Origin of the sequence: Collinsella sp. AM44-11 (assembly GCF_003467145.1) — a bacterium.
Lineage (GTDB): Bacteria > Actinomycetota > Coriobacteriia > Coriobacteriales > Coriobacteriaceae > Collinsella.
Map to the genome: position 1 here is coordinate 80555 of NZ_QSFE01000003.1, position 23579 is coordinate 104133.

General features: G+C 63.3%; 19 protein-coding genes and 1 tRNA gene. All 20 read right to left on the reverse strand.

What is annotated here, in order from left to right; translation table 11 throughout:
* Positions 1 to 43 precede the first annotated feature (43 nt).
* The 20 genes from gdhA to fdhF all read right to left on the reverse strand — a co-directional run bounded on the left by gdhA (position 44) and on the right by fdhF (position 23515).
* Positions 44 to 1399: an NADP-specific glutamate dehydrogenase gene (gene gdhA / locus DW943_RS02940; RefSeq protein WP_117842548.1), complete on the reverse strand. Its 1356-nt coding sequence runs from the start codon at positions 1397 to 1399 to the stop codon at positions 44 to 46.
* A gap of 256 nt (positions 1400 to 1655) precedes the next feature.
* On the reverse strand, positions 1656 to 2051 hold the full coding sequence (locus DW943_RS02945) for a DUF3343 domain-containing protein (protein WP_117862136.1): 396 nt from the start codon (positions 2049 to 2051) through the stop codon (positions 1656 to 1658).
* A gap of 15 nt (positions 2052 to 2066) precedes the next feature.
* Positions 2067 to 2699, reverse strand: a complete 633-nt coding sequence (locus tag DW943_RS02950; RefSeq protein ID WP_158566073.1) for a molybdenum cofactor guanylyltransferase — start codon at positions 2697 to 2699, stop codon at positions 2067 to 2069.
* 154 nt (positions 2700 to 2853) lie between these two features.
* Positions 2854 to 2950, reverse strand: a tRNA-Sec gene (locus tag DW943_RS10440).
* A gap of 36 nt (positions 2951 to 2986) precedes the next feature.
* Positions 2987 to 4954 carry a selenocysteine-specific translation elongation factor gene (gene selB / locus DW943_RS02955; protein WP_117862138.1) on the reverse strand — a complete coding sequence of 656 codons (1968 nt, stop codon included), beginning with the start codon at positions 4952 to 4954 and terminating at the stop codon, positions 2987 to 2989.
* Positions 4951 to 6408, reverse strand: coding sequence for an L-seryl-tRNA(Sec) selenium transferase (gene selA / locus DW943_RS02960; RefSeq protein WP_199572751.1), 1458 nt, complete (start codon positions 6406 to 6408; stop codon positions 4951 to 4953). The genes selB and selA overlap by 4 nt, the downstream gene beginning before the upstream one ends.
* 52 nt (positions 6409 to 6460) lie before the next feature.
* A complete protein-coding gene (locus DW943_RS02965; RefSeq protein WP_158566075.1) occupies positions 6461 to 8578 on the reverse strand; it encodes a molybdopterin-dependent oxidoreductase in 2118 nt (705 codons plus the stop codon).
* 122 nt (positions 8579 to 8700) lie between these two features.
* Positions 8701 to 9540, reverse strand: a complete 840-nt coding sequence (locus tag DW943_RS02970) for a formate/nitrite transporter family protein (RefSeq protein WP_117862140.1) — start codon at positions 9538 to 9540, stop codon at positions 8701 to 8703.
* 39 nt (positions 9541 to 9579) lie between these two features.
* Entirely contained in the window at positions 9580 to 10083 is a 504-nt protein-coding gene (gene hycI / locus DW943_RS02975) for a hydrogenase maturation peptidase HycI (protein ID WP_117862141.1), read from the reverse strand.
* A complete protein-coding gene (locus DW943_RS02980) occupies positions 10083 to 10664 on the reverse strand; it encodes a formate hydrogenlyase maturation HycH family protein (protein ID WP_117862142.1) in 582 nt (193 codons plus the stop codon). The genes hycI and DW943_RS02980 overlap by 1 nt, the downstream gene beginning before the upstream one ends.
* Positions 10665 to 11447 (reverse strand): NADH-quinone oxidoreductase subunit B family protein, encoded by a 783-nt coding sequence (locus DW943_RS02985; protein WP_006234107.1) that lies wholly within the window; start codon positions 11445 to 11447, stop codon positions 10665 to 10667.
* Between the two features lie 2 nt (positions 11448 to 11449).
* Entirely contained in the window at positions 11450 to 12166 is a 717-nt protein-coding gene (locus DW943_RS02990; RefSeq protein WP_117862143.1) for a formate hydrogenlyase complex iron-sulfur subunit, read from the reverse strand.
* A 1-nt stretch (position 12167) separates the two neighbouring features.
* Positions 12168 to 13940, reverse strand: a complete 1773-nt coding sequence (locus DW943_RS02995) for an NADH-quinone oxidoreductase subunit C (RefSeq protein ID WP_117862144.1) — start codon at positions 13938 to 13940, stop codon at positions 12168 to 12170.
* A 3-nt stretch (positions 13941 to 13943) separates the two neighbouring features.
* Entirely contained in the window at positions 13944 to 15503 is a 1560-nt protein-coding gene (locus DW943_RS03000; protein ID WP_117862145.1) for a hydrogenase 4 subunit F, read from the reverse strand.
* A 3-nt stretch (positions 15504 to 15506) separates the two neighbouring features.
* The gene (hyfE, locus tag DW943_RS03005) at positions 15507 to 16160 is read right to left on the reverse strand and encodes a hydrogenase 4 membrane subunit (protein WP_117584080.1); all 654 of its coding nucleotides are present in this window, start codon (positions 16158 to 16160) and stop codon (positions 15507 to 15509) included.
* 13 nt (positions 16161 to 16173) lie between these two features.
* Positions 16174 to 17631, reverse strand: coding sequence for a hydrogenase 4 subunit D (locus DW943_RS03010; protein WP_117862146.1), 1458 nt, complete (start codon positions 17629 to 17631; stop codon positions 16174 to 16176).
* Between the two features lie 15 nt (positions 17632 to 17646).
* On the reverse strand, positions 17647 to 18573 hold the full coding sequence (locus DW943_RS03015; RefSeq protein WP_117862147.1) for a respiratory chain complex I subunit 1 family protein: 927 nt from the start codon (positions 18571 to 18573) through the stop codon (positions 17647 to 17649).
* A gap of 12 nt (positions 18574 to 18585) precedes the next feature.
* The gene (hyfB, locus tag DW943_RS03020) at positions 18586 to 20604 is read right to left on the reverse strand and encodes a hydrogenase 4 subunit B (protein ID WP_117862148.1); all 2019 of its coding nucleotides are present in this window, start codon (positions 20602 to 20604) and stop codon (positions 18586 to 18588) included.
* Positions 20597 to 21214: a 4Fe-4S dicluster domain-containing protein gene (locus DW943_RS03025; RefSeq protein WP_117584077.1), complete on the reverse strand. Its 618-nt coding sequence runs from the start codon at positions 21212 to 21214 to the stop codon at positions 20597 to 20599. Before DW943_RS03025 ends, hyfB begins: the two co-directional genes overlap by 8 nt.
* A gap of 78 nt (positions 21215 to 21292) precedes the next feature.
* Complete coding sequence (gene fdhF, locus DW943_RS03030; RefSeq protein ID WP_117862149.1) at positions 21293 to 23515, reverse strand: formate dehydrogenase subunit alpha; 2223 nt, start codon at positions 23513 to 23515, stop codon at positions 21293 to 21295.
* Positions 23516 to 23579: the final 64 nt, after the last annotated feature.

Here is a 23579-nt window from a genome sequence, read left to right on the forward strand (position 1 = left end):
AAGATGACTGGGAGCCTTCTGCGATGCTATGTCGAGCGACAATTTAGCAGACGCCCTGGGCGAGCATGGCGTCGGCGACCTTCAGGAAGCCGGCGATGTTGGCGCCCATGACGAAGTTGCCCTCCTCGCCGTACTCCTTGGCGGTGTCGTCCACGTTGTGGAACATGCCGCGCATGAGCTGCTCGAGCTTGCCGTCGACCTCCTCGAAGGTCCAGGACAGGTGCTCGGCGTTCTGGCTCATCTCCAGGCCGGACACGAGCACGCCACCGGCGTTGGCAGCCTTGCCGGGCATAAAGGCGACGCCGTTCTCCTGGAAGTAGGTCGTGGCCTCGATGGTCGTGGGCATGTTCGCGCCCTCGCCGACCACCTTGCAGCCGTTGGCGACGAGCGCCTGGGCGTCCTCGAGCAGCAGCGTGTTCTCGCGAGCGCAGGGCAGCGCGATGTCGCAGGGAAGCTGCCACACGCCACGGCCGTCGCCCTCGTGCCACGTGGCATTGGGCTTCTCGTCGACGTACATAGCGAGCGTGACGCCCTTGTCGTGGCCAGAGCGCTTCTTGTTATAGACATGCTCGAGCACGGTGTAGTCGATGCCGTCGGGGTCCTCGACCCAGCCGTGGGTGTCGGAGCAGGCCAGCACCTTGCCGCCGAGCTGGGCGACCTTCTGGACCGCGTAGATGGCGACGTTACCGGAGCCGTGAACGACGACGTTCTTGCCCTCGAAGGACTCGCCGCGGCTCTTGAGGTACTCGTCCACAAAGTAGACCAGACCGTAGCCGGTGGCCTCGGTACGGGCGAGCGAGCCGCCAAAGGAGAGGCCCTTGCCGGTAAGGACGCCGGTCCACTCGTTGGTCAGGCGCTTGTACTGACCGAACATGTAGGCAACCTCGCGGCCGCCAACGCCCAGGTCGCCGGCGGGAACGTCGGTATTGGGGCCAATATGGCGATAGAGCTCGGTCATGAAGGACTGGCAGAAGTGCATGATCTCGTTGTTGGACTTGCCCTTGGGGTCAAAGTCGGAGCCGCCCTTGCCGCCGCCCATGGGAAGGGTGGTCAGGCTGTTCTTGAGGATCTGCTCCAAGCCCAGGAACTTGAGCATACCCAGGGTGACCGTCGGGTTAAAGCGCAGACCGCCCTTGTAGGGTCCAATGGCAGAGTTGAACTCGACACGATAGCCGCGGTTGACCTGGACCTTGCCCTGGTCATCGACCCAGGGGACACGGAACATAACGATGCGCTCGGGCTCGACGAGGCGCTCAAGCAGGGCGGCCTCCTCGTACTCGGGATGGGCGTCGAGCGCCGGCTGGATGGTGCCGAGGATCTCGGTCGCGGCCTGGATGAACTCAGGCTGCTCGGGATAGCGGGCCTTGAGCTCGTCGAGAACTTTCTGCGTGTAGCTCATGCTTCCTCCAATTGATGGAAAAGAAAAGTGTCGTTCGAGGCGCCCCATGCGCCCCGAGCTTTATCGAGTATGGATAATATCGCACTGTTGCGGCAAAGTTACGAATAAGACCGCGGGCGGATGTTTCGTTTTGATTACGATGCAGGTAGAAGCGTTTTTGAACAGCTGACGTACAAATTGCGTGTTTCGAAGCTGTTTCTCGCGCGTTTCGAAACCACCGCAAAGGGGCCTGTCCCCAATGTGGTGGTGTTGGTGGTTAAAGGACGAGCTGATGGTAGTCGGCGGGAGTTATGCGGCCTTCGGTGGCGGCGCGGAAGGCGGCGAGGGCATCGCCCGAGAACGGCATGGCCCAGCACAGTCCGCAGCCGGCGGTGATGGAGCCGGGCAGCGGCATGATGCGCCCGGGAACACCGGCGGCAAGGCACAGCTGCTCGCATTCCATCACATCGAACGTGCTGTCGAACGATACGATGATCTTGCGTTCGTGGTCGAGGGCATCACCGGACGGGCCTTCGCGGTGTGCCTCACGATACGCCGCGGCGGTCGCTTCCTCTTCCGCGGTATGCCCGCAGCCTCCGCAGCCGCAGGTACAGGGTTCGGACCCGTCGCAAGTGCAAGGTTCTCCCGTGTCGGGACAAATATCGTGAGACATGGCAACTCCAATCGTCTAGGCAAGCAGCTCGGCTGCCGCAAACTCTTCGGGTGTATTGACGTTTTCGAAGCAGAGCGTGGAGCCCGCGGCCTTAACGATCTGCGACTCATCCATATAACCGGCCTGAACGCGATTGATCAGGCAGCGAATGCGCTGGCGGTCGCAGGCGAGCAGCTCTTGGGCAACCGGCGCGCACGCGTCACGGCGCCAGACGGCGCAAAGCGGCTCAATTCCCCGCTCCTCGCGCGGCACGCACACGTCAAGCGCCTCGGCCTCAACACGATCGGCAAGCGCGCCGATGAGTTCCGGCGAGACAAACGGCATATCGCAGGCAACGATCGCCACGAGAGGCAGCCGAGCCGCAGCCAACGAGCTCGCGATGCCGCGCATGGCGCCCGCCGACCCTTCAAGATCCGCCACCACACGCGGCACCAGGCCGCCAAACATGTGCTCCTCAAGGTAGGCAAGTTCGCTGGGACGCGAAGTCGTCACGACCAACTCGCCGGCAACTGGCGCCAGCCGACCCAGCACGCGCTCGATGAGCGGCTCGCCGCAAAACGCCATGCGTGCCTTATCGCAGCCCATGCGCGAGGACAGCCCGCCCGCCTGGACGACACAAGAAAGATCGGCACGTCTTACGGTAGTCATACGGCAAAACACCTCCATCGGCATGCTCGAAACCCGGTGCACGAAGCTAAATACAGCCGCCGAAATAGCGGCGCTACAAAAAGCTCGTGCAAAAACAAAACAGCGCCTTTGCGGCACGCAGCAAGACCGCGAGCACAAAAGCGCTGGTAGTGTATGGCGGGAACGTATGTGAATCGAACACATCCAAGACGTTTTGCACGCCTCGCAACGGTTTTGAGGACCGCGGAGCCCACCGGAGCCCATCCGTTCCCAAGTGCGCCGGTATTTTACCAAACCGAGCAGCCAACCTAGCGCAGGGAGCGCAGGCCGCCGGCTTCCTTGTCGAGCACCGTAAAGCGCACGGCATCCAGGTGCTCCAAGATGCTGATGGCACGCTTGCGCGACACACCCAGGGCTTCGCGCAACACACTCGTGGTGGCAGCGCCACCGGCATCGGCGATAGCGGCGGCAACGAGCTCGCGCGCATGGGCCTCGGCGGCAGCGGACAGGGCAACGTCGCGCTCGACCTTCACGATGGAACGGTTGAGCGAAAGCTCGCGCAGGGCACGCGTCATGGTGTCGCGATCGAGCTGCAACTGCTCGCCCACCTCGGGCAACATCGGCGCATCGAGGCCAGCTTCGTCCAGCAAGGAAACGATGCGCTCGCAAGCCTCTCGCACCACGCGTGCCGCCGCGGCGGCCGAATGCGGATCGAATACCTCGGCGCCCTCGGCGGCGCACACGCCGCGCGAGCAGCCCTCGGAAATCAGGGCTGCGGCAACCGTATCATCAGCGGCAGGCCACGCAGCATGGGCAACGGCGCCGGGCGTAAAGCCCGTCTCCTTGGGAGCCGCCGCATGCATGGCTGACAGGGTCGCCGCCAGGGCATCCATCGCGCCGTCGAGCACCGCGGCGTCCGCCAAGAGGTCCGCATCGCCCGCGGCAAGCTTGCGAACGGAGCCCTGCGCCACCAACCCGCGCAGTGCGGCATCGACCTCGCCGACACCAAGATCCAAAGCCACGGCAACATCAACCGCCATAACCGGCAGCATCTGCAGCGCCAGCCAAGCGCCCACACCGCCCGCGATATCGCCGGACTCGAGCGCCGCAAACAGTGCGCGCTCGCCGGCAGAAAGCTCGCGCGAGCGACGGCAGCGCGAAAGCAGCACGCGCCCGCCGCCAATAAGCATCACGGGCGAATAGGACAGCACCACGGCATGGTCTCCGGCTCGCAGCGGCAGCGGCTCCTCCAAGCGCACCTGTACGGTACGGGTCTCGCCCACCGCCATGGGGGCCTCGCCCTCCAAAAGCATGATGCGACCGACAACCTCGGCCGTACCCGCCATCACATGCACGCGCGCGCCCGACTCGAGCACGCGCGGCTTGGCGCCCTCGCGGCCCAAATACGTAAACGTCATCATAAAGCGCATCGACTGGCCAAAGCGGCCCGGCACGCCGAGCATCTCACCGCGATCGAGCGCGGCGACAGCATCGCCCACCAAGTTGAGCGCCACACGCTGGCCGGGCAACGCCCGCTGCGTATCGCCATGCACCTGAATCCCGCGCACGCGACAGACCGTACGCGACGGCAAAGCCATCAGCTCGTCGCCCACCGCAACCGGCGCATCGTGCAACGTTCCCGTCACCACGGTACCTGCGCCCTTGATCGTAAAGCAGCGGTCGATGGGCAGACGCGGCGCGGCATCGGTGGCCTCGGCACGGGCACGGCAGGCATCCCAGCAAGCGGCAACCTGCTCGTCGAGCGCAGCCAGCAGGTCATCGATTCCCGCGCCGGTCTTGGACGACACGGGCACGATCGGCGCGTCGGCAAACACGGTATCCGAAAGAAAATCGTCCACGTCGAGCTCGGCCAGCTCAATCATTTCGCTATCGGCCAGGTCGCACATCGTCAGCGCGACCACCATGTGCGTGACGCCCAGCAGCTCCAGCACATGCACGTGCTCGCGGGTCTGCGGCATCACGCCCTCCACGGCCGAAACCACCAGCACGGCCACGTCGATACCCGTGGCGCCCTGCACCATGGCGCGCAAGTAATGCGCATGGCCTGGCACGTCGACCAGGCCAACGATCTTGCCACTCGGCAGCGCCAGCTCGCCAAAGCCCAGCTCCACCGTCATGCCCCTGCGACGCTCGACCTCCAGGCGATCGGGATTCTTGCCGGTCAGCGCCTCAATCAGTGCCGACTTACCGTGGTCGACGTGACCCGCCGTGCCAACGATAACGGAGCACTCCACCAGCGCTTGAACCTCACTCATCGAACAATCGCCTTCTCAACGCACGCGACGAGCGTCGATGCCGCCGTCTCGATATCGCGATCGCCCACGAGCGTACGGACGTCAAACAAAATGCGATCGTGCGAGGTTCGCGTGACGACCGGCGTGTCGAAGTCCTGGACAAGAGAGCGCTTGAGCGCATCGACCGTCAGGCGCTCGTCAACAAGACGCACGGCAACGCACATCGTGGGCAGCTCCACGGTAGGCAGCGAGCCGCCACCGGGCGTCGACGATTCCTCGACGATCTCCACCTGAACGGCGCACGGGCAACCGGCCTTATCGAGCCCGGAGACCATACGATCGCGCAGCTTGCGGGCACGTCGTTCCAAATGGGCCTGCGGCAGCGTAAGCATGCTGAGCACCGGAATATCACGATGGGCCACGTCGTCGCCGTCCATGTAGATGCGCAGCGTGGCCTCGAGCGCCGTGAGTGCCAACTTGCCCGGGCGCAGGGCGCGCATAAGCGGATGCGACCCACAGGCCTGGACCAGATCGCGACGACCCATGATAATGCCCGCCTGTGCGGCACCGAGCAGCTTATCGCCCGAGCACGACACCAGATCGAGCCCCGCCGAAACCGAAGCCGGCGTGGTTTCTTCGCCGCCGCGCACCAAGATGTCGTCGGGCAACAGCGCGCCCGAGCCCTGGTCCTCGTAGAACAGCAGGCCATGCTTGTGAGCAAGCGCCGCAAGCTCCCGAGAACCCACCTCCTCGTGAAAACCCTCGATGCGATAGTTGGAAGGATGGACCTTAAGGATCATCGCCGTATCGGACGTGATGGCGCGCTCGTAGTCGCCCAAATGCGTGCGGTTGGTGGCGCCGACCTCGACGAGTTTGGCACCCGAGGCCTCCATAACATCGGGGATACGGAAGCTGCCGCCGATCTCGACAAGCTCGCCGCGGCTGACGATGACCTCCCTGCCTGCGGCATGGGTCGCCAGCACCAGCAGCACAGCGGCGGCGTTGTTATTAACGACCAGCGCGTCCTCGGCACCGGTGAGCGAGCGGATCAGTTGCGCGGCGTGCTCCTTGCGCGACCCGCGCGAACAGGTGTCGACGCTGTACTCGAGCGTGCTATACCCGCGCGCAACCTCGGCCACGACCTTTGCCGCCGACTCCGCAAGTGGGGCGCGGCCCAGATTGGTATGGATGACCACACCCGTGGCGTTGACGGCGGGGCGCAGGCTCGGCAGTGCGGAGCGATGCGCACGCCACTCGATGGCCGAGGCCAGCTCGCGCTTGGAACGCGGGGCGGCACCGGCACGAATCGCGGCGCGCTCCTCGTCGAGCTCAGCCGTCACGGCGGCATGCACCACCGCGTCGCAGGTCTCCCCCGCAGCCTTCACCACCGGCCACTCGGCAAGCAGCTCGTTGACGGAAGGAATGGCGCGCAGGCGGGCGCGCACCTCATCGGACATGTTCTGGCTATCGCTCATGTGCGGCCTTTCAAAAGAAACGTGGATCAGTCGAATACATCAGCTGAGTCAATTACTCGTCATTATCCCCGCGCGCCGCGATCTTTTCCACGCGAACGGCGTTTTCCTGGGTGAGCGCGGCACCCGTCAACGGGTCCCAACGCAACGGCGTATGGTCGAGCGGGCCCACGCCCAAGCCTTGAGCGCCACCGGCATCGGCGTCAAACGAACGCCCACCGGGGGCGGCCGAGGTGAAGATGCACGCCGGATGCAGATACGGCGTCGTCTCCACACGCGCGCGGTCGCGGCCCATATCGCTCACGAGTTCGACGATCTCGCCGTCGGCGATGCCCATGTGCGCAGCAGCATCGGCATTCATCTGCACGGCATCCAGGTCCGACCCAGCCTCAGCGGCACCTTGGGCTGCAAGCCTTCGCGAGGTATGCGACTCAAAGGGACGGTTGCCGCTAATGAGGCGAAACATCCCCGGGCCAGGCTCCACCATGGGAGCGATCCAGTTGGGCACACGACCCAGACCGGCTCGTTCCCATACGTCGCTTGCCAGCGCAATTTTGCCGCCATCCAAGGGAATCGCCGGCTCGCCCGTACGCGACGGCAACGCAACACCCGTGTCGGCCCAGCCGCGCTCCTTGAGCTCGTCCAGATTGATCCCAAAAGGCGCCACCTGGGCAGCCGCCAGATCGTCAGACGTAAACTGGAAGTACTCGCCCGCGCCACACGCCTGCGCCAGACCGGCAAAGATCTCCCGACCGGGACGCGTGTCGTCATGCAGCGCGGGCAGCACGGCGTTGCGGTAGAACACACGCGCATCGTTAAAGCCCATCACCGTTCCCACGCCGCGGTCGGCCTCCAGATACGTCACATCGGGCAGCACGAAGTCAGAAGCGCGCGCTGTCTCGGACCAGCGAATATCAATCGTCACGAGCAAGTCGAGCTGTTGCAAAATACCCAACCAAGCCTGCGCATTGCCATAGCCCGCACCGGGGTTACTGGCATAGACGATGAGCCCGCGCAAATCGCCGGCCAGAATCGACTGACCAATGGTCGTGCACAGGCCGCGCACCGGATCGACCAGTGGATAGCGCTCGGACCCCAGCTTGGGCCCACGCGGCGTTAACGGCGTCGCGAAACGCGCGGGGTCCAAGTCGCCCAGCGCAAGCGGTGCGGGCGGGTTGAGGGCACCGCCCGCGCGTCCGATGCAGCCCAACAGTACATCCACCAGGCAGATAGCGCGTGCGGTCTGGGTGCTATTGGCATACGCGATACCGATGCCACCATGAAAGCCCGCATCCACCACAGCGGCAGGCGCGGCGACAGCGAGATCGCGCGCCGTGGCGACAATCTCTGCGGCCGGCACGTCGCACATCGACTCGGCCCACTCGGGCGTCCAAGCACGAGCCGCCTGCGCCAACTCGTCAAAGCCCGTGGTATAGCGGGCAACAAACTCGTGGTCATACAGGTCCTCGGCAATCAAGACATGCGCAATGCCCAGCAGCAAGGCCAGGTCGCAGCCCGGGCGCACGCGCAGCCAGCGGTCGGCAAGCGCGGCCGAGCCGCTGCGCCGGGGGTCGACCACGATAATCTTCGCCCCACGGCGACGGGCATCGTTGAGCGCATCAACAGCCCCCATCGTCGACGAATCGACGATGGAACGCCCCAGATACATGATGCAATCGGTATGCGACAGGTCGGAGGCGGGGCTGTAACCCAGGCTGTGCTCCCAGCCGGTGAGACGGCTTACCTCGCAGGCACCGTCGGCACCATACACGTTGGGCGAGCCCAGCGCATGCATAAGGCGATATGCCCAGTAGCGGTCGAACGAGGGCACTCCGAGCGTCATGCCCAGCGCACGGGGGCCACGTTCGTCAACAATCCCCAAAAGACGCTCGGCAATCTGGGCAAACGCTTCGTCCCACGAAATCGCATCGAACCCCGAGCCATCAGCTCGTCGGCGCATGGGGTGCACAATGCGATCGCGCTCGTCAAACGGCATCGACAGGCGATGCCGACCGCGGGCGCACAGGGCACGCGCCGCGCACGGATGCCCCACAACCGGCAGCTCGGCCACCACGCGACCGACCTCAACGCGTGCCGCAAAGGCGCAATCGGCATAGCATCCCCCGCATGTAGTCACCACGGCGCGACCGTTACGCTTCACAGCAGATGCCATCTCGATTACCCCTTTCATCAGCCAAACACAACAGGCCAAAAGCCCGGCAACGAGTCCCAGGCCAAAAAAACCTCCCGCACGGCAACGCCCCGCGGGAGGCCCAACGTCAAACAGACGGCACCTTACGCCTCGGACTTCTTGGCGTAGATAAACCAGTAGCCGAGCGCGACCAGAACCGCGCCGCCCACGATGTTGCCCAGCGTGGCGGCGGACAGGTTAAACGCAATGCCCGCAGCGTTGAGCGCATCGGCGCCGGCGACGTCAGCACCATAGCCGCACGCGTGCATCACGGCACCCATGGGCAAAAAGTACATGTTGGCAACGCAGTGCTCAAAACCGCAGGCCACAAAGGCGGCGATGGGCAGCAGAATGCCCACAACCTTATCGACCACGGTCTTGCCGGCGGTACCAATCCACACGGCCAGGCACACAAAGATGTTGCACAGGATGCCGCGGAAGAAGATCGTCACCCAGTCGATCGTCACCTTGCCGGCGGCGACGCTCACCATGGAATTGGCGACCGCCTCGCCGTTGAGCTTGTAAATGCCGGCCATGTACACCAAAAAGACGATGAACAGGGCGCCGACAAAATTGCCGACCCACACGACGACCCAGGCCTTGAGCATCTGAGCCAGGGTGATCTTTTTGCTCTTGAGCGCACAGACCATAAGCGAATTGCCAGTAAACAGCTCGGCGCCGCACACCAGTACCAGCACCAGGCCCAGGCAAAAGCACAGGCCGCCCACGACGCGCTGGGCACCCCAGCCCAGCGTGTTGTCGCTCAAAAACACCGTAAAGAACAGACCGCCGAAGGCAATGAACGCACCGGCGAACATTGCCAACAGAAAGGCCTTAGCGACCGGCAGGTTGGCCTTGGTCACGCCGGCGGCCTCGGTCTTGGCCTCGATCGCGGCGGGCGCCAGGCAATCGGGAGCGGGATACTCCACCTTGGAATCTGCCATGTCAATCACTTCTTTCCTAACAAAATGGAACAAGTGCTCCTACTGCTCTTGCCCCAAGCGGACAAAGTGGGAAAAGTCGTTGGCGGCCACGGCGTCGTACACGGCGTCGACGGCGTCAAAGACTTCCGGGGACATGGGGTTGTAGAACTCCGTGTCGCCCGGCTGAATCCCGACGAAGACGATATCATCGCACGATTGCTCAATCTCTTCGATCAGAATCGACAAAGGAAGCGAATGCGTGGTGAACATCGACTTGCGGGCCACATCGCGCTTGTCGAGCAAACGGATGGACCCGACGGGCAGCGCCATGTCGGCAGCATCGACCAAGACCAGACGCGGCGGACGCTCGCGCTTGACCTCGATGATGTCGTCCTCGGGTGTCTGACCGCCATCGATGGTATACCAGCCGGCAAGCGGCGCGTCCTCCATCTTTTTGGAGAGCACGGGGCCGGCGGCATCGTCGGCACGCAGCACGCTTCCCGCCGTGAGCACGATGCCCGCAAACGGGGCGCCGTTCACACGTCCATCCACAACGCAACCCATTACTGCAACTTCCCCGTCAGATACACGCCCGACACATCGCGCACGCGCTCCACCAGATCGCGAAACTTCATCAGAAACGCGACCTGCTGGGCATGCAAGCCAAAGTCGTCGTCGAACACCGAGATGCCGGCCTTGGCCGACCCGCGAAAACCGCGCTCGTCGAGCAGCGCATCGCAGGCCTCGAGCAGCGACGGCACCGCCGCCTTGTCGAGCTGGCACTCACCAAAGGAGCGGATGGCCTCAAACTTGGTCTTGGCCTCCCCCTCCGGCAGCGCGTCGACGAGCGAACAGAAGACGTTCACCGGCACCGACAGGCGCGGCTCAAAGCAGTCGAGCACGCCGGTGTGGTGGCCCACGGCGAGCGTGTAGTACAGCACGTCGCAGGCCTCCTGGGGAACGTCTTCCTCGGTCTCCACAAACTTACGCGTGAGCTCGTAAAAGACCACCTGGTCGGGCGCATGGCCCAGGGAGGGGTCGACGACGCCCTCGGCGGCCTCGTCGCTTGCGCGCGAGGCATCGCCAAAGGAGCCGCCGAGCATGCCGGGGCCCGCAAAGTAACCAGAGCGGTCCGTGAGTTCCATCTAGCGACCTCCGGCCAGCACCAGATCCTGCAGCGCCGAGTACACCTCGACGCGGCGCGGATCGTCCTGCTTGTCGATGAGCAGCGCCATGGCACCGCGGATATCGCCCTTGGGCGCACCCTCGAGCGTATCCATAAACTCGTTGGCCAGGTCGCGGCCATAACGGTAACCGCTCATGGCGCGAGCTTCGCGCTCGATGGCAACACGCAGCTTGTACGGCACGCCGGGGTGCAGGATATCGGCCTGCTCGCCAGCGGCCTCCACCGTGGTCTCGGCATGGAGCTTTTGGTCCAGCAGGCCAAGTGCCATGGCAAAGCCGTAGACGGTCTGCGCGGGGCTGGGCGGGCAGCCGGGGATGTAGACATCGACCGGCAGAATCTTGTCCGTGCCGCCCCAGACGCAGTAGTTGTCGTAGAAGATGCCGCCGGTGCAGCCGCACGCGCCATAGGACACCACGATCTTGGGATCGGGTGCGGCCTCAAAGGCGCGCAGCGCCGGCATGCGCATGGCGCGCGTCACGGCGCCGGTGTACAGCAGCACATCGGCGTGACGGGGCGAGGGCACGACCTTGATGCCAAAGCGCTCGACGTCGAAGACGGGCGTGATGGAACCGAAGATCTCGATCTCGCAGCCGTTGCAGCCGCCGCAGTCAACACGGTAGACGTACACCGAGCGCTTGATCTTCTTAAGAAGGGTCGCCTTGGCCTTCTCGATGCTCTCGTCGAGCTCGATCTTGGTCGGGCGGTACTGGAGCCGCTCGGGCAAAAGCGTGGGTTCGGCCATGGTTACTCCTCCTTCGTTTCAAAATCCATGATGACGCCCTCGACCGGTGCAGGTCCAGCGGGGATCTCGGGCGCATCGGGGTTGAGCTCGCGGTCGACATACTCCGGATTCACACCGTGGCCGCCCAGATACTCCATGCCGGGGCCCTGGGGCTCACCGGACACAAGCGTCTCGTTGGCAGCCATGCCGCGCGCGTTACCGGTCTTGACGGCCGAGGCGGCGCGCAGGGCGTCGAGCTCGCGCTTGCACTCCTGGCACATACCAACGGTACGGGCGGCCTGGATGGCCTCCATGCCGCCGGCCTTTTGCAGCAGGCGCTTGGCGTAGTCGATCTCCTTGTGCGGGGCAAACGGCTTACCGCAACGCGAGCAGTGCTCGAGCGTATAGACGCTCTTGCTGGTGAGGTCGTCCTTGCTCATGACGGCCAGCTCAAACTCCTCGGTGAGCTTGATGGCCTCCATGGGGCAGGCTTCCTCACAGCGGCCACAGAAGATGCAGCGACCGTAGTCAATCGACCAGGTGATGGTATCGGCCGCAAGGTCGGTGTCCATGCGAATGGCATCGGCCGGGCACGCCACGCCGCAGGCACCGCAGGCGATGCAGAGCTCCGCGTTGTGCTCGGGCTTGCCGCGCATGTCCTTGTTGGTGGGAAACGGCGCAAACGGGTACTTGACCGTCGCGTCGCCGGCCTTGGCGTTGACTTTCCAAAGCTTCAGCATATTAGAGCGCCTCCTCATCGAGCGGAGCGGCCATGGTGCCCTCGCCCGCAAGCGGCGACTTGTCGCGCCAGACGTTCTCGAACTGCTCCTTGTCGAGCACGTGGTCGCGCTTGGCGGCGACATCGGTCACCGTCACGCGGTCGGTGCAGGAGTAGCACGGGTCGAGCGAACCGACGATCAGCGCCGCGTCGCCCACGGTGTTGCCGCGGAACATGTAGCGCAGGACCGGCCAGTTGCTGTACGTGGCGGCCTTGGCGCGCCAGCGGTAGCACTTCTGGTTGTTGCCGAGCATCGCCCAGTGCACGTCCTCGCCGCGCGGCGCCTCGGTGGCGCCGATGGCGTACTTGTGCGGGGTGTACTCCCAATCCGTGGTGAGGATGGGGCCCGACGGGCAGTTCTCGAGCATGGTCTCGATCATGTCGATCGAATCGTAGACCTCCTGGATGCGAACGGCGGTACGGCCGAAGGCATCGCAGGTGTCGGCCGTGGCGGCGTGCATCTTTTGGACGTCCGGATCGGCGTAGCCGTCGAAGGGATGGTCAAAACGCACGTCGCGGGCATAGCCCGAGCCACGCATAAGCGGGCCGACCGGCGAGAAGTCGCGTGCGATCTTGCGGTCCAAGATGCCAATGCCACTCGTACGCTCAATAAAGTTGGGCGTGGAGAGCAAGACGTCGACGAGCTCCTGAACCTCGGAGCGCAGCTGGTGGATGGTCGTGAGCGTGGAGAGCTTCTGCTCGGCCAAAATGTCGCGACGCACGCCGCCGATCACGTTGAGACCGTAGGTCTTACGGTGACCGGAGAGCTTCTCGGCCAGGTCCATGGACTTCTCGCGGACGCGGAAGAACTGCTGGAAGCCGGAGTCGAAGCCCGTGTAGTGCGACGCCAGGCCAATGTTGAGCAGATGCGAGTGCAGGCGCTCAACCTCGAGCATGATGGCGCGGATGTACTGGGCGCGCGGCGGGACACGGATGCCCTGGGCGCGCTCGACGGCCTCGGCATAGGCCACCGAGTGGGCGCAGCCGCAGATGCCGCAGATGCGGTCGGCGAGGAACGTCACGGCGTCATAGTTCAGGCGCGTCTCGGCGACCTTCTCCATGCCGCGGTGCACGTAGAACAGACGGTAGTCGGCGTCCACGATCGTCTCGCCCTCAACGAACAGGCGGAAGTGGCCGGGCTCGTCGGAGGTAATGTGCAACGGGCCCATGGGGACGAGCGTCGTCTCCTTGCCCTTGGTATCGGCCAAGAACTCGTAGTTTTCCATGTCGCTCGCGGGAGCGGGACGGAAGCGGTAGTCCATGGAGTCCTTGCGCAGCGGGTACAGGCCGCTGGGCCAGTCATCGGGAAGCACCAGGCGACGACGATCGGGCAGGCCCTCGGGGATCAGGCCGAACATGTCGCGAAGCTCGCGCTCGCCCCACACGCAGGCGGGGACGAACGGCGTCACGGACGGGAACGTCATCTTGGCGGGATCGACCTCGGTGCGCACGGTCACCCAGCCGGGGTCCTCCCCCTCCATGGAGATGACGTAGTACACGGCGTAACGGCCGCACAGACTGCGTTCATCGTTGCCGATGATCACGGGAATCCAACCGTAGCGCTCGTAATACAGGTAGTGGACGGCCTCGGGCAGCTTGTCCTGCTTGACGGTAATCGTCAGCTGGTCCTCGCACTGCCACTCGACCTTCTCGATGCAGCCCGGAACGGCGCGGCGCAGGGCCTCGACATGGCTCTCGCAGCGACGGGCATACACCTTGTTCTCAGTTTCAATCATTCGTTACTCCACCTCGCTCTGAGCGGTCTCGGTACCGAACACAGCGCGGTACATCGGCGTCGCGTGAAGTTCCTCGGTGCTCTGCTCGAGCACGATGCCGGTCGCGGTCTCCACACCGTGCACGAGAGGCAGCGGGGTGGCGATGCCAAACCACAAGATCATGACAGCCAAGATGATTTCGGGGATAAGCATGAGCGCCGGGGCCTCATGCTTGCCCATGCCCTGGGGCGCATGGCCGAATACCGACTTGAGCGCGATACGGGTGAGCGCGGAGATGGCCACGGTAAGACCGAGGGCGACCACGACGACCAGCCACATGGGGCCGGCGGTAACACCGGCGACAAAAGTCAGGAACTCGGAGATAAACATGCCAAAGGGCGGGAAAGCGGCAAGGCCGAGCAGCGCCAGGATGGCGAGTGCGGCGGTTGCGGGTGCAACCTCGACGACGCCCTGGATCTTGGCCAGGCTACGCGTGCCAAAGGCGTGCTGGATGTTGCCGGAAACGCAGAAGGCAAGCGTCTTGGTAAAGCCGTGGAACACGCAGTGCAGCAGGGCCGCGGCGATACCCAGCGGACCACCGATACCCAGGCACAGGGCGATAACGCCCACGTTCTCCACAGACGAATACGCAAAGCGGCGCTTGAGGTCGTCCTGGCGAAACATCGAGAGTGCCGCCACCAAAATGGACAGCGTGCCGACGATCAGCAGCAAAAGTTGCGGATACTCGGCACCCACGGCCTGGATAGTAAAGCCGTAGAAGCGCATGATCACAAGCATGGCGCACTTAAGCAGCACGCCCGAGAGCAGGGCCGAGACAGGGCTCGGGGCCTGGGAGTGGGCATCGGGCAGCCAAGTGTGCATGGGGAACAGGCCGGCCTTGGTGCCAAAGCCAATCACGACAAACGCAAAGGCGAGGCGCATGAGCGTCGGGTCGAACTGGTCGGCATACGGCAGCACGCACGACAGGAATGCGGCCTCGTGGGCGTTGGGAATCACGTCGGCGGCGTTGGCGTAGATCAGCAGCGTACCGAACAGGCCAAAGGCCACGCCGGCGGTGCAGACCATCGCATACTTCCAAGAAGCCTCGAGGGCCGTCTTGTTCTTGTAGATACCCACGAGGAACACGGTGGAAAGCGTGGTTGCCTCCACGGCGGCCCACGTGAGGATCATGTTGTTGGACAGGCACGCGAGCAGCATGGTGAACACGAACAGGCTAAACAGCGCAAAATACTGCTTGGCGCGCTCGGCGGGCATGGAGCCCTCCTCGATATCGGCCTTTACATAAGGCAGCGAGAACAGCCCCGTAAGAAAACCGATAAAGCCGATGAGCAGCACAAAGATGGCGCCCAGCGAATCGAGGTGAAACCACAGGCCAAGAGCGCTCGCGGCGTCGCCGCTCATAAGGACGTCACCGGCCGTCATAATCGACAGCACCAGGACGGCTGCGACGGAGACCAGGTTGAGACCGGCAAACACGTTATAGGACGTGTTCTTGGGCAAAAACGCCATGACCAGCGAAAACACCAAAGGAGTCGCGAGCAGGGCGAGAATCAACGTTTCCATGGACTACCCCCTCAGCTCGGACAGGTCGCGCGCATCGAGCGAGTGGGAGTCGTCCCAAATGCGACGCACGACGATGGACATGATGATGACGGCAAAGATGGCGTCGGTGGCGATACCGATCTCGATGATCTCGGGGGCGGTGGGGGCCAAAAGCGCGAGCGTCACATGGCTGCCGTTTTCCATAAGGCAGTATCCAAAGATCTGCTTCATGATGTTGCGCTGCGAAATGATGCAGGTGAGGCCCACAAAGAAGTGAGCGAAGCTAATGGCGAGCGCAGGCGTTGCGACCTCGGCCGTGGGCAGGCTGATCTGCGTCACGACGGCAAAGCAGATCGCGACCTCCACGGCGATGATGCAGATGGCCCACGCGGGCTTAAGGCCGGCCTTGAGTGATGCGTCACTCGGCTCGCCCATCTTCTTGTATGCGCGGTTGAGGATATAAGGGACCAGGACGACCTTGGTGATAAAGGCAGATCCAGCCCACATAAGCAGCTCCTGCGCACCGGTGGTGGCACCGAGCGTGGCGAGCAGTCCCACGAGCACCAGCGACTGCACCGCATACCAGCGGATGGCGTGCTTGATGTTCTTGGAGACGACCACCATGGTGGACGTGACGATCAGAAGGCCGCCAAGGATGTTGACGATCGAATAACCCATGTCGTTCTACCTCCTAACCGATCCAGCTGGCCGAAAGCGGGCCGCTGACAATGACCATGATGATGAGCACGATGAACACGAACGCCATCGCGCGGGGAAGCGGGGCTCCCGCAGCAACCTCTTCGCTCGGCTCGCCGGGCAGGCAATAGCCCATCCACTTGAGGAACCAGGCAAAGGTGGCGACGGTTTCGGCAACCATGATGCACACGAGCACCAGGATCGCTACGTTGCCGGCACCCACAGAGAAGCCGCCGGCGATGATCTGGAACTTCGAGAAGAACGTGTTCATGGGCGGCACGCCGGCAATGGCGAGTGCCGCGACACCAAAGCCCACGCCCGAGATCGGGTACTTCTTTACGATGCCGCGAAGCTTGGGCAGCATACGCGTGCCGAGCGTAAAGGAGAACGAACCGGCGATCAGGAAGAACAGCGTCTTGGCGAAAGCGTGGTTAAAGATGTGGCACACGGCACCATCAAAGGCCAGCTGGCTGCCAAAGACCGAAAGGCCCAGACCAAAGAACACATAGGAGAGCTGGGCGATCGTGGAGAAGGCCAGCAGGCGCTTCATGTCCTTTTGCGGCAGGTACATAAGGAAACCAAAGAGCATGGTGACCATGGCGTCGATAATGGCGACCCAGCCCACGATCTCGGGAACCTCGCCGGCAGAGACGAGCGCACGCGCGAACACGCACACGCCGACCTTAACCATCGAGGCGCCATGCAGGTAGGCCGAAACAGGCGTCGGCGCCTCCATGGCCGAAGGCAGCCACATGTACATGGGAACCTGTGCGGACTTGGCCCAGGCCGCAAACAGCACGAGCAAAAGGACGATGGCCTTGAGCTTGGCGTCGAGGCCGGCAATCGCGGTAATGGCGAAGGTGCCGGTGTGGGCAAACACGATGGCGGCGCCCAGATACAGGCCGAGCGCACCGATATGCGTAATGATCAGGGCCTTCATGCCGGCCTTCTTGGCCGTAGGCGACATGTAGTAGCTAATGAGGCCCCAAGAGCACGCACCCGTGATCTCAAAGAACACGAGCTGGCCCAAAAGGGTCGAGCTGTACACGAGACCGGCCATGGCACCGATGAAGGTCGCGAGGTACGCGTAGAAGCGACGACGCGGTGCGTCGGGATGCTCACGGTTATTCTCGCTCATATAGGGAATCGAATAGATCACGACAAGCAGGCCGATACCCACAAAGGCGGGCGCGAGCAGCGTGCTCATGCGATCGAAGGTGAATCCCATGACGAGGGTCTGCCCAAACGAGATCAGGGGGACCTGCGTGTCGGGCATGCCGGCGCCGGCGAAATTCGCGGCGAGGGCGATGGTGCAGGCCGTCGAGACGGCGGCACCCAAAACGCTGAACCACTTGGCGTACGGACGGGGGAACAGGGCGACGAGCACCGAGGCCACCATCGGGGCCGCGATCGCGACCAAGCCGAGAAGGGACAGACTGACTGCAAATGACATTGTTTCTCCCTTCTCCTACACGCCGACGACCACGAAGACAAACGCCAGAACGGCGATGCCCACGACGGCCCAGGTCTGATTGCCGAGCACCTTAAAACGCGAACGCGAGCAAGAGTTCTCGATCACGCCGCATACGACAAAGTCGATCAGGCACTTCACCAGGAAGATGACCGCGCCCAGAACGGCCGCGATGCCCACGGTCGCGGGCTCGCCCCAGGGGACGAAGATCGCGCAGAACCAGGCGACGACCAGAACCTGCTTCATGGACATGGCGAGCTTGGCCATCGCAAGCGACGGTCCGGATAGCTCGGCGAGCGGACCTTCCTGAAGCTCCTGCTCGGCCTCGGCCTGATCAAACGGCAGCTTGCCGAGCTCCATATAGCAGGCGATCGCAAAGGCGATGCCGGCGAGGATCACGGCGACCGGCGCGTCGATGGCGCCCGTCATGATGTGCTGACCCATGGTGGCGATGTCGGTGGAGCCGCACACCAGGGCGGCGGCAAACAGCGCCAGCAGCATGGACGGCTCGATAAGCACGCTCATGAGCAGCTCTCGAACGCCGCCGATACCGGCGTAGGCGTTGGACGAATCCACACCGCAGAGGGCGAAGAAGAAGCGGGCGAGCGCCAGGCTGTACATGATGGTGATGGCGTCACCAAAGACCGGGATGGGGCTTTGTGCCGTAAAGAGCGGCAAGCCCATCGCAAGCATAAAGGCGACGGCAAAGAACAGCGGCGGCATAATGCGCAGCGCAAAGCTCGCGTCCTCGCTCTGGGACTCGGGGCGCGCAAAGAGCTTGGCCAGGTCGCGGTAGTCCTGCATGATGCTGGGGCCGCGACGGTTGTGCATCTTGGCGCGAATCACGCGGCCGAGACCGGAGAAGAACGGCGCGACGGCCATGACGACCACGCCCTGCAGAACGGCAAGTACGATGTTGTTCATGCTCTCCCCTCCTTAACCCATTTGCACGGCGAGCACGAGGAACACCACGAGTGCCGCGACGATGTAGCAGATATAGATGCTGTAGTTGCCGCCCTCGAGCTTAGTCGCGAGGTCGGCGAGCTTCTCGACACCCTTATGCGGGGCATCGACGAGAACCTTGTCGGGTACGGGCTCCACAGCCTCGGCCACACCGGTGAGCTTCTGGAAGAAGTGCGCGATGGACCAGCAGACGGCCGTGCAGCGGTCGCGCAGCGTGTAGAGCGGCTGCATAAACCAGGAAACCTCGGAGGCAAAGGTCGTGGCCACGACGGGCATATGCTCGTTGGGAGCATAGCCGCATGCCCACGGCTGGGACTTCTGCACCTTGCCGACGGTCTTGAGTTTGCGATAACCGCAGGCAAGGCCGACGAGCACCACGAGCGCAATGGCGATCGCGGGCGTGGAGGTGGCAGCGCCGGAGTACTGGTTCATGAGCTCCATGCCCTCGGCGGCAAACACGCCACCGTACGGATGCAGCACGGACGCGGCGACATCGACCAGCACGGGCGCGATCACGGGAGCGCCAATGCCCAGCACGACGCAGATAGCCGCGAGCAGGCCCTGCGCAAACACCATGGGGGCGGGAACCTCCTTGGCATTGGCCGCGGCCTCGGAGCGGGGCGCGGAGGCAAAGGAGACGCCATAGGCCTTGACGAAGCACGTGACGGCCAGCGCGCCGGTAATGGCAAGCGCGACGGCAGCGAACACGGCCACGATCATGACGGCCTTGTCACCCTGCATGGCGGCATTAAACAGCGACTGATAGGTAAACCACTCGGACACAAAGCCGTTGAAGGGCGGGATGGCCGAGATGGCAAGCGCGCCAATAAGGAAGCAGATGGCCGTTGCCGGCATACGACGGAACAGGCCGCCCATCTTCTCCATATTGCGCGTACCCGTGGAGAACAGCAGCGCACCGGCGCCCAAGAACAGCTCGCCCTTAAACATCGCGTGGTTAAACGTGTGGTAGAGGGCGGCCATCAGAGCCAGGACGGCGATGCCGACCGAATTGAGCGCCATGGCGGCCATGGAGGCGCCGACGCCGAGCAGAATGATGCCGATGTTCTCGACGGAGTGATAGGCCAGCAGGCGCTTGATGTCATGCTCCTGCAGGGCGAAGGCCACGCCGAGGACCGACGAGATCGCACCGAAGACCATGACCATAAGGCCCCACCAGACCTGAACGCCCGAGGCGGAGAGCAGGTCGAGGCCCACCTTGAGGATGCCGAAGATACCGATCTTGATCATGCCGCCGGACATAAGAGCCGACACGTTAGACGGCGCCTCGGGATGTGCCTTGGGCAGCCAGCCGTGCAGCGGAATGATACCGGCCTTGGCGCCAAAGCCAAAGAAGGCGAGCACGAAGCACACGGATGCGACCGCGGGGCTAAACTGCGTGGCGCGGAAATCCGCAAAGGCAAACGAGCCACCGGCGAAGTTGGTCATGGTGAGGAAGCTCGCCATGATGAGCACAAAGCCCACGTGAGCGATCACAAAGTAGAGCCAACCACCGTGGATGGAGTTCTCGTTCTCCTCGATCACGACCAGGAAGTACGAGGTCAGCGACATGAGCTCAAAGGCGACCAGGAACCAAAACACGTTGTCGGCGGTGATGACGAGCATCATGGACGCCACAAAGGTGTTAAAGAAGAAGCCGGCGCGGCCCTTTTTGCCCGGGTACTCATCAAAGTAGTTGAGACCGTAGATCGAACCGGCAAACGCGAGCACCGAGATGAGCGCCACGAACAGGCCGGACAGCTGATTGAGCAGCAGCTGGAAATGGGCAAACGGGAAGAACACGATGGTGTCGACCGACGTGACATCGCCCAGCACGGCCTGGATACCGGCCACAAACGAAAGCACCGCGGCGACGGCGCCGATAAGGCAGCCGGCGGTCTTGGCGGCGTTATCGGCCTTGATCAGCAGAACCGAGGCGAGCGCACCGATGCACGAGACGGCAAGCGATGCGATAAACAGCGTCATGCTATCCATTGTTTACGCTCCCTTCTGCTTTCTCGGACAGGCCCTGGGCCACGGCGGTAACGTCGACGGCCGGACCGTTTTCGATCGAGCGCAGGCGCTTGGCCTCGTCGAGCTCGCGATCGGCCGCGCCGCCCATGACGGTCAGCGCCTTGGTGGGGCACGCCGCCACACAATGCGGGCCGTCCGGATCGAAGGCGCACAGGTCGCACTTAACGGCGCAGGTGTACTGGCCAGGAGCCCACGTAAGCAGGCTGCTCAGGGACTTAGGATACGAAGGCGTCGGGTCGCACATGCCTGCGACACCGGCGATAGACGTGCCATCGGGATGGATGGCTCCGAAGGGGCACGCGATGGCGCACAGCCTGCACCCGATGCACTCCTGCTCCTTGACGTGGATGCGGTCGCCATCGTGCTCGATGGCATTCACCGGGCAGACCTCGGCGCAGGGGGCACCCTCGCAATGGTGGCAGGCAAGGGCGGCCGAAATACCGCCGGTCTTCACGAGCGCCAGGCGCGGCGTATCCTGAAGACCCTGCATCCGGTGAGCGTCGGCACAGGCGGACTGGCATGTTCCGCAGCCGATGCACCTCTCCGGGTTGATGTCGATGAAGCGGTTCATCCCCACTTCCTTTCAAAATAACGGGCCGGGCTCCCGAACGTACGGGACGCCCGGCCCAAAAAGCCAACGAGAACGGGACTACACGATTTGATTCACGTGCGTCTCGTCGTCGAACTTGGCGGCACCGGGCTCAACGTCCTGGGGAGCGGCGGCGTCCACCAGAGCCTGCTTGAGCTCGGTGTACTGACGCTCGACTTCGCCCTCGGCCCAGACCTGGTCGGCAATGGCGTCGACCTGGCAGGCGGAGAACTTGTCCTCGGGCGTATGCGAGACCGGGTCGACCTTGTGCATGGTCAGCTCGTTGCACTTACCGATCCACCACTGGTAGGTCATATATACCGTGCCCTTGTTGATGCGGTCGCTCACGTCGGCGCGGCTGTATACCTGGCCGCGGCGGCTGTGAATCGAGACGATGTCGCCGTTCTTGATACCACGCGCCTGGGCGTCCGCGGGATTCATGCGGACAAAGCCGGGCTCGTCGGCGAGCAGCGCCAGCGTCTTGCAGTTGCCAGTCATCGAGCGGCAGCTGTAGTGGCCGACCTCACGGACGGTGCACAGGATGAGCGGGTACTCATCGTCGGGAAGCTCGGAGGGCGCCTCCCAGTCGTGCGCCATCAGGTTGGCGCGGCCGTCCTTGGTGGTGAACTTGCCACCAGCGAACATGTCGGGCGTACCGTGATCGTTCACATCGGTGCTCTTGACCGGCCACTGAGCGTAACCGCCCTCGGGAGCCATCTTCTCGTAGGTTGCGCCCACAAAGTTGGGGCACAGGCTAATGCACTCGTTCCAGATCTGCTCGGTGTTGTCGTAGTGCATGGGGTAGCCCATGCGCGTGGACAGGTCCGCGAAGATCTCCCAGTCGTGGCGGCACTCGCCCTTGGGCGGAACGGCCGCGTCAAAGTGCTGGAAGCTACGGTCGGATGCGGTAAAGACACCCTCGTGCTCGCCCCAAGAGGTGGCAGGCAGGATGACGTCGGCGAGCATGGTCGTCTGCGTCATAAAGATGTCCTGGCAGATGAACAGATCCAGCTCGGAGAGCGTCTTGCGCATACCGGCCGAATCGGGCTCGGTCTGCACCGGGTCCTCGCCGTAGTTGTAGAAGCAGTGCACCTTGCCCTCGTCGACCAGGTGACCCAGGTCGGTGAGCTTGTAGCCCTCCTCCAAGGGGAGCTTTTCCTCGGGCACGCCCCAAGCCTTGGCAAACTTGGCGCGAGCGGCGGGGTCGGTGACTTTCTGGTAGCCAGGGTACAGGTTGGGCAGCATGCCCATATCGCAGGAGCCCTGGACGTTGTTCTGGCCACGCACGGGCGCGAGGCCGGAGTTGGGTTTGCCGATCTGGCCGGCAACGCAGGCGATGGAGGCGATGGTGTGCACCGTCTTCAGGTTCTGCTTCTGCTGGCATACGCCCATGCCCCAGCCAATGATGGCAGAAGGCTTCGCCGTGGCGTACATCTCGGCAGCTTGGTGGATCAGCGCGGGATCGACACCCGTGATGTCCTGTACGGATTCGGGAGTGTAGTTCTTGATGGTCTCCCACCACTCGTCAAAGCCGTTCGTGTGCTCGGCGACGAATTCCTTGTCATAGAGGCCATCGTTGACCAGACAGTTGGCAAAGGCGTTGAGGAACGCGACATTGCAACCGTTCTTGATCGGAAGGTAGATATCGGCGATACGCGCAGTTTCGATATGGCGCGGGTCGGCGACGATGATCTTGCAACCCTTTTCTTTGGCTCGCACGATACGCCTTGCGACGATGGGGTGCGAATCGGCAGGGTTATAGCCGAAGAGGAAAATGCAGCCCGCATCCTCCATACCGGGGATGGAGCATGACATGCAACCTGAACCAACCGTGTCCATCAGACCGAGGACAGTAGGGCCGTGTCAAGTACGGGCGCAGTTGTCTACGCTGTGGGTGCCGATGCACGCACGCGTAAACTTCTGCATGACGTAGTTCGCCTCATTGCCGCCGCCTCGCGAAGAGCCGGTGGTCATGACAGCGTTAGGACCATATTCGTCAATTATGGCCTGCATCTTAGATGCGGTGAAATCCAGTGCCTCGTCCCAGCTTACGCGCTCAAGATCCGCGCCCTTGGTGCGGCGGATCATCGGGTGCAGTACGCGAGGAGTCAAGATCTTGGTGTCGTTGATGAAGTCGTAGCCGCTCATGCCCTTAAGGCACAGCTCGCCCTGATTGGTGATGCCGTTGAGCGGTTCGGTACCCACGACCTGGCCGTTTTGGACCAGGAGGTTAAACTGGCAACCGGCGCCGCAGTACGGGCAGATCACTTTATGCTTCTCCATGACACCCTCCTTCCTTTCTCTGCTACCGATTAATCGGTACGTATTTGACAATCGTTGGGCCTGT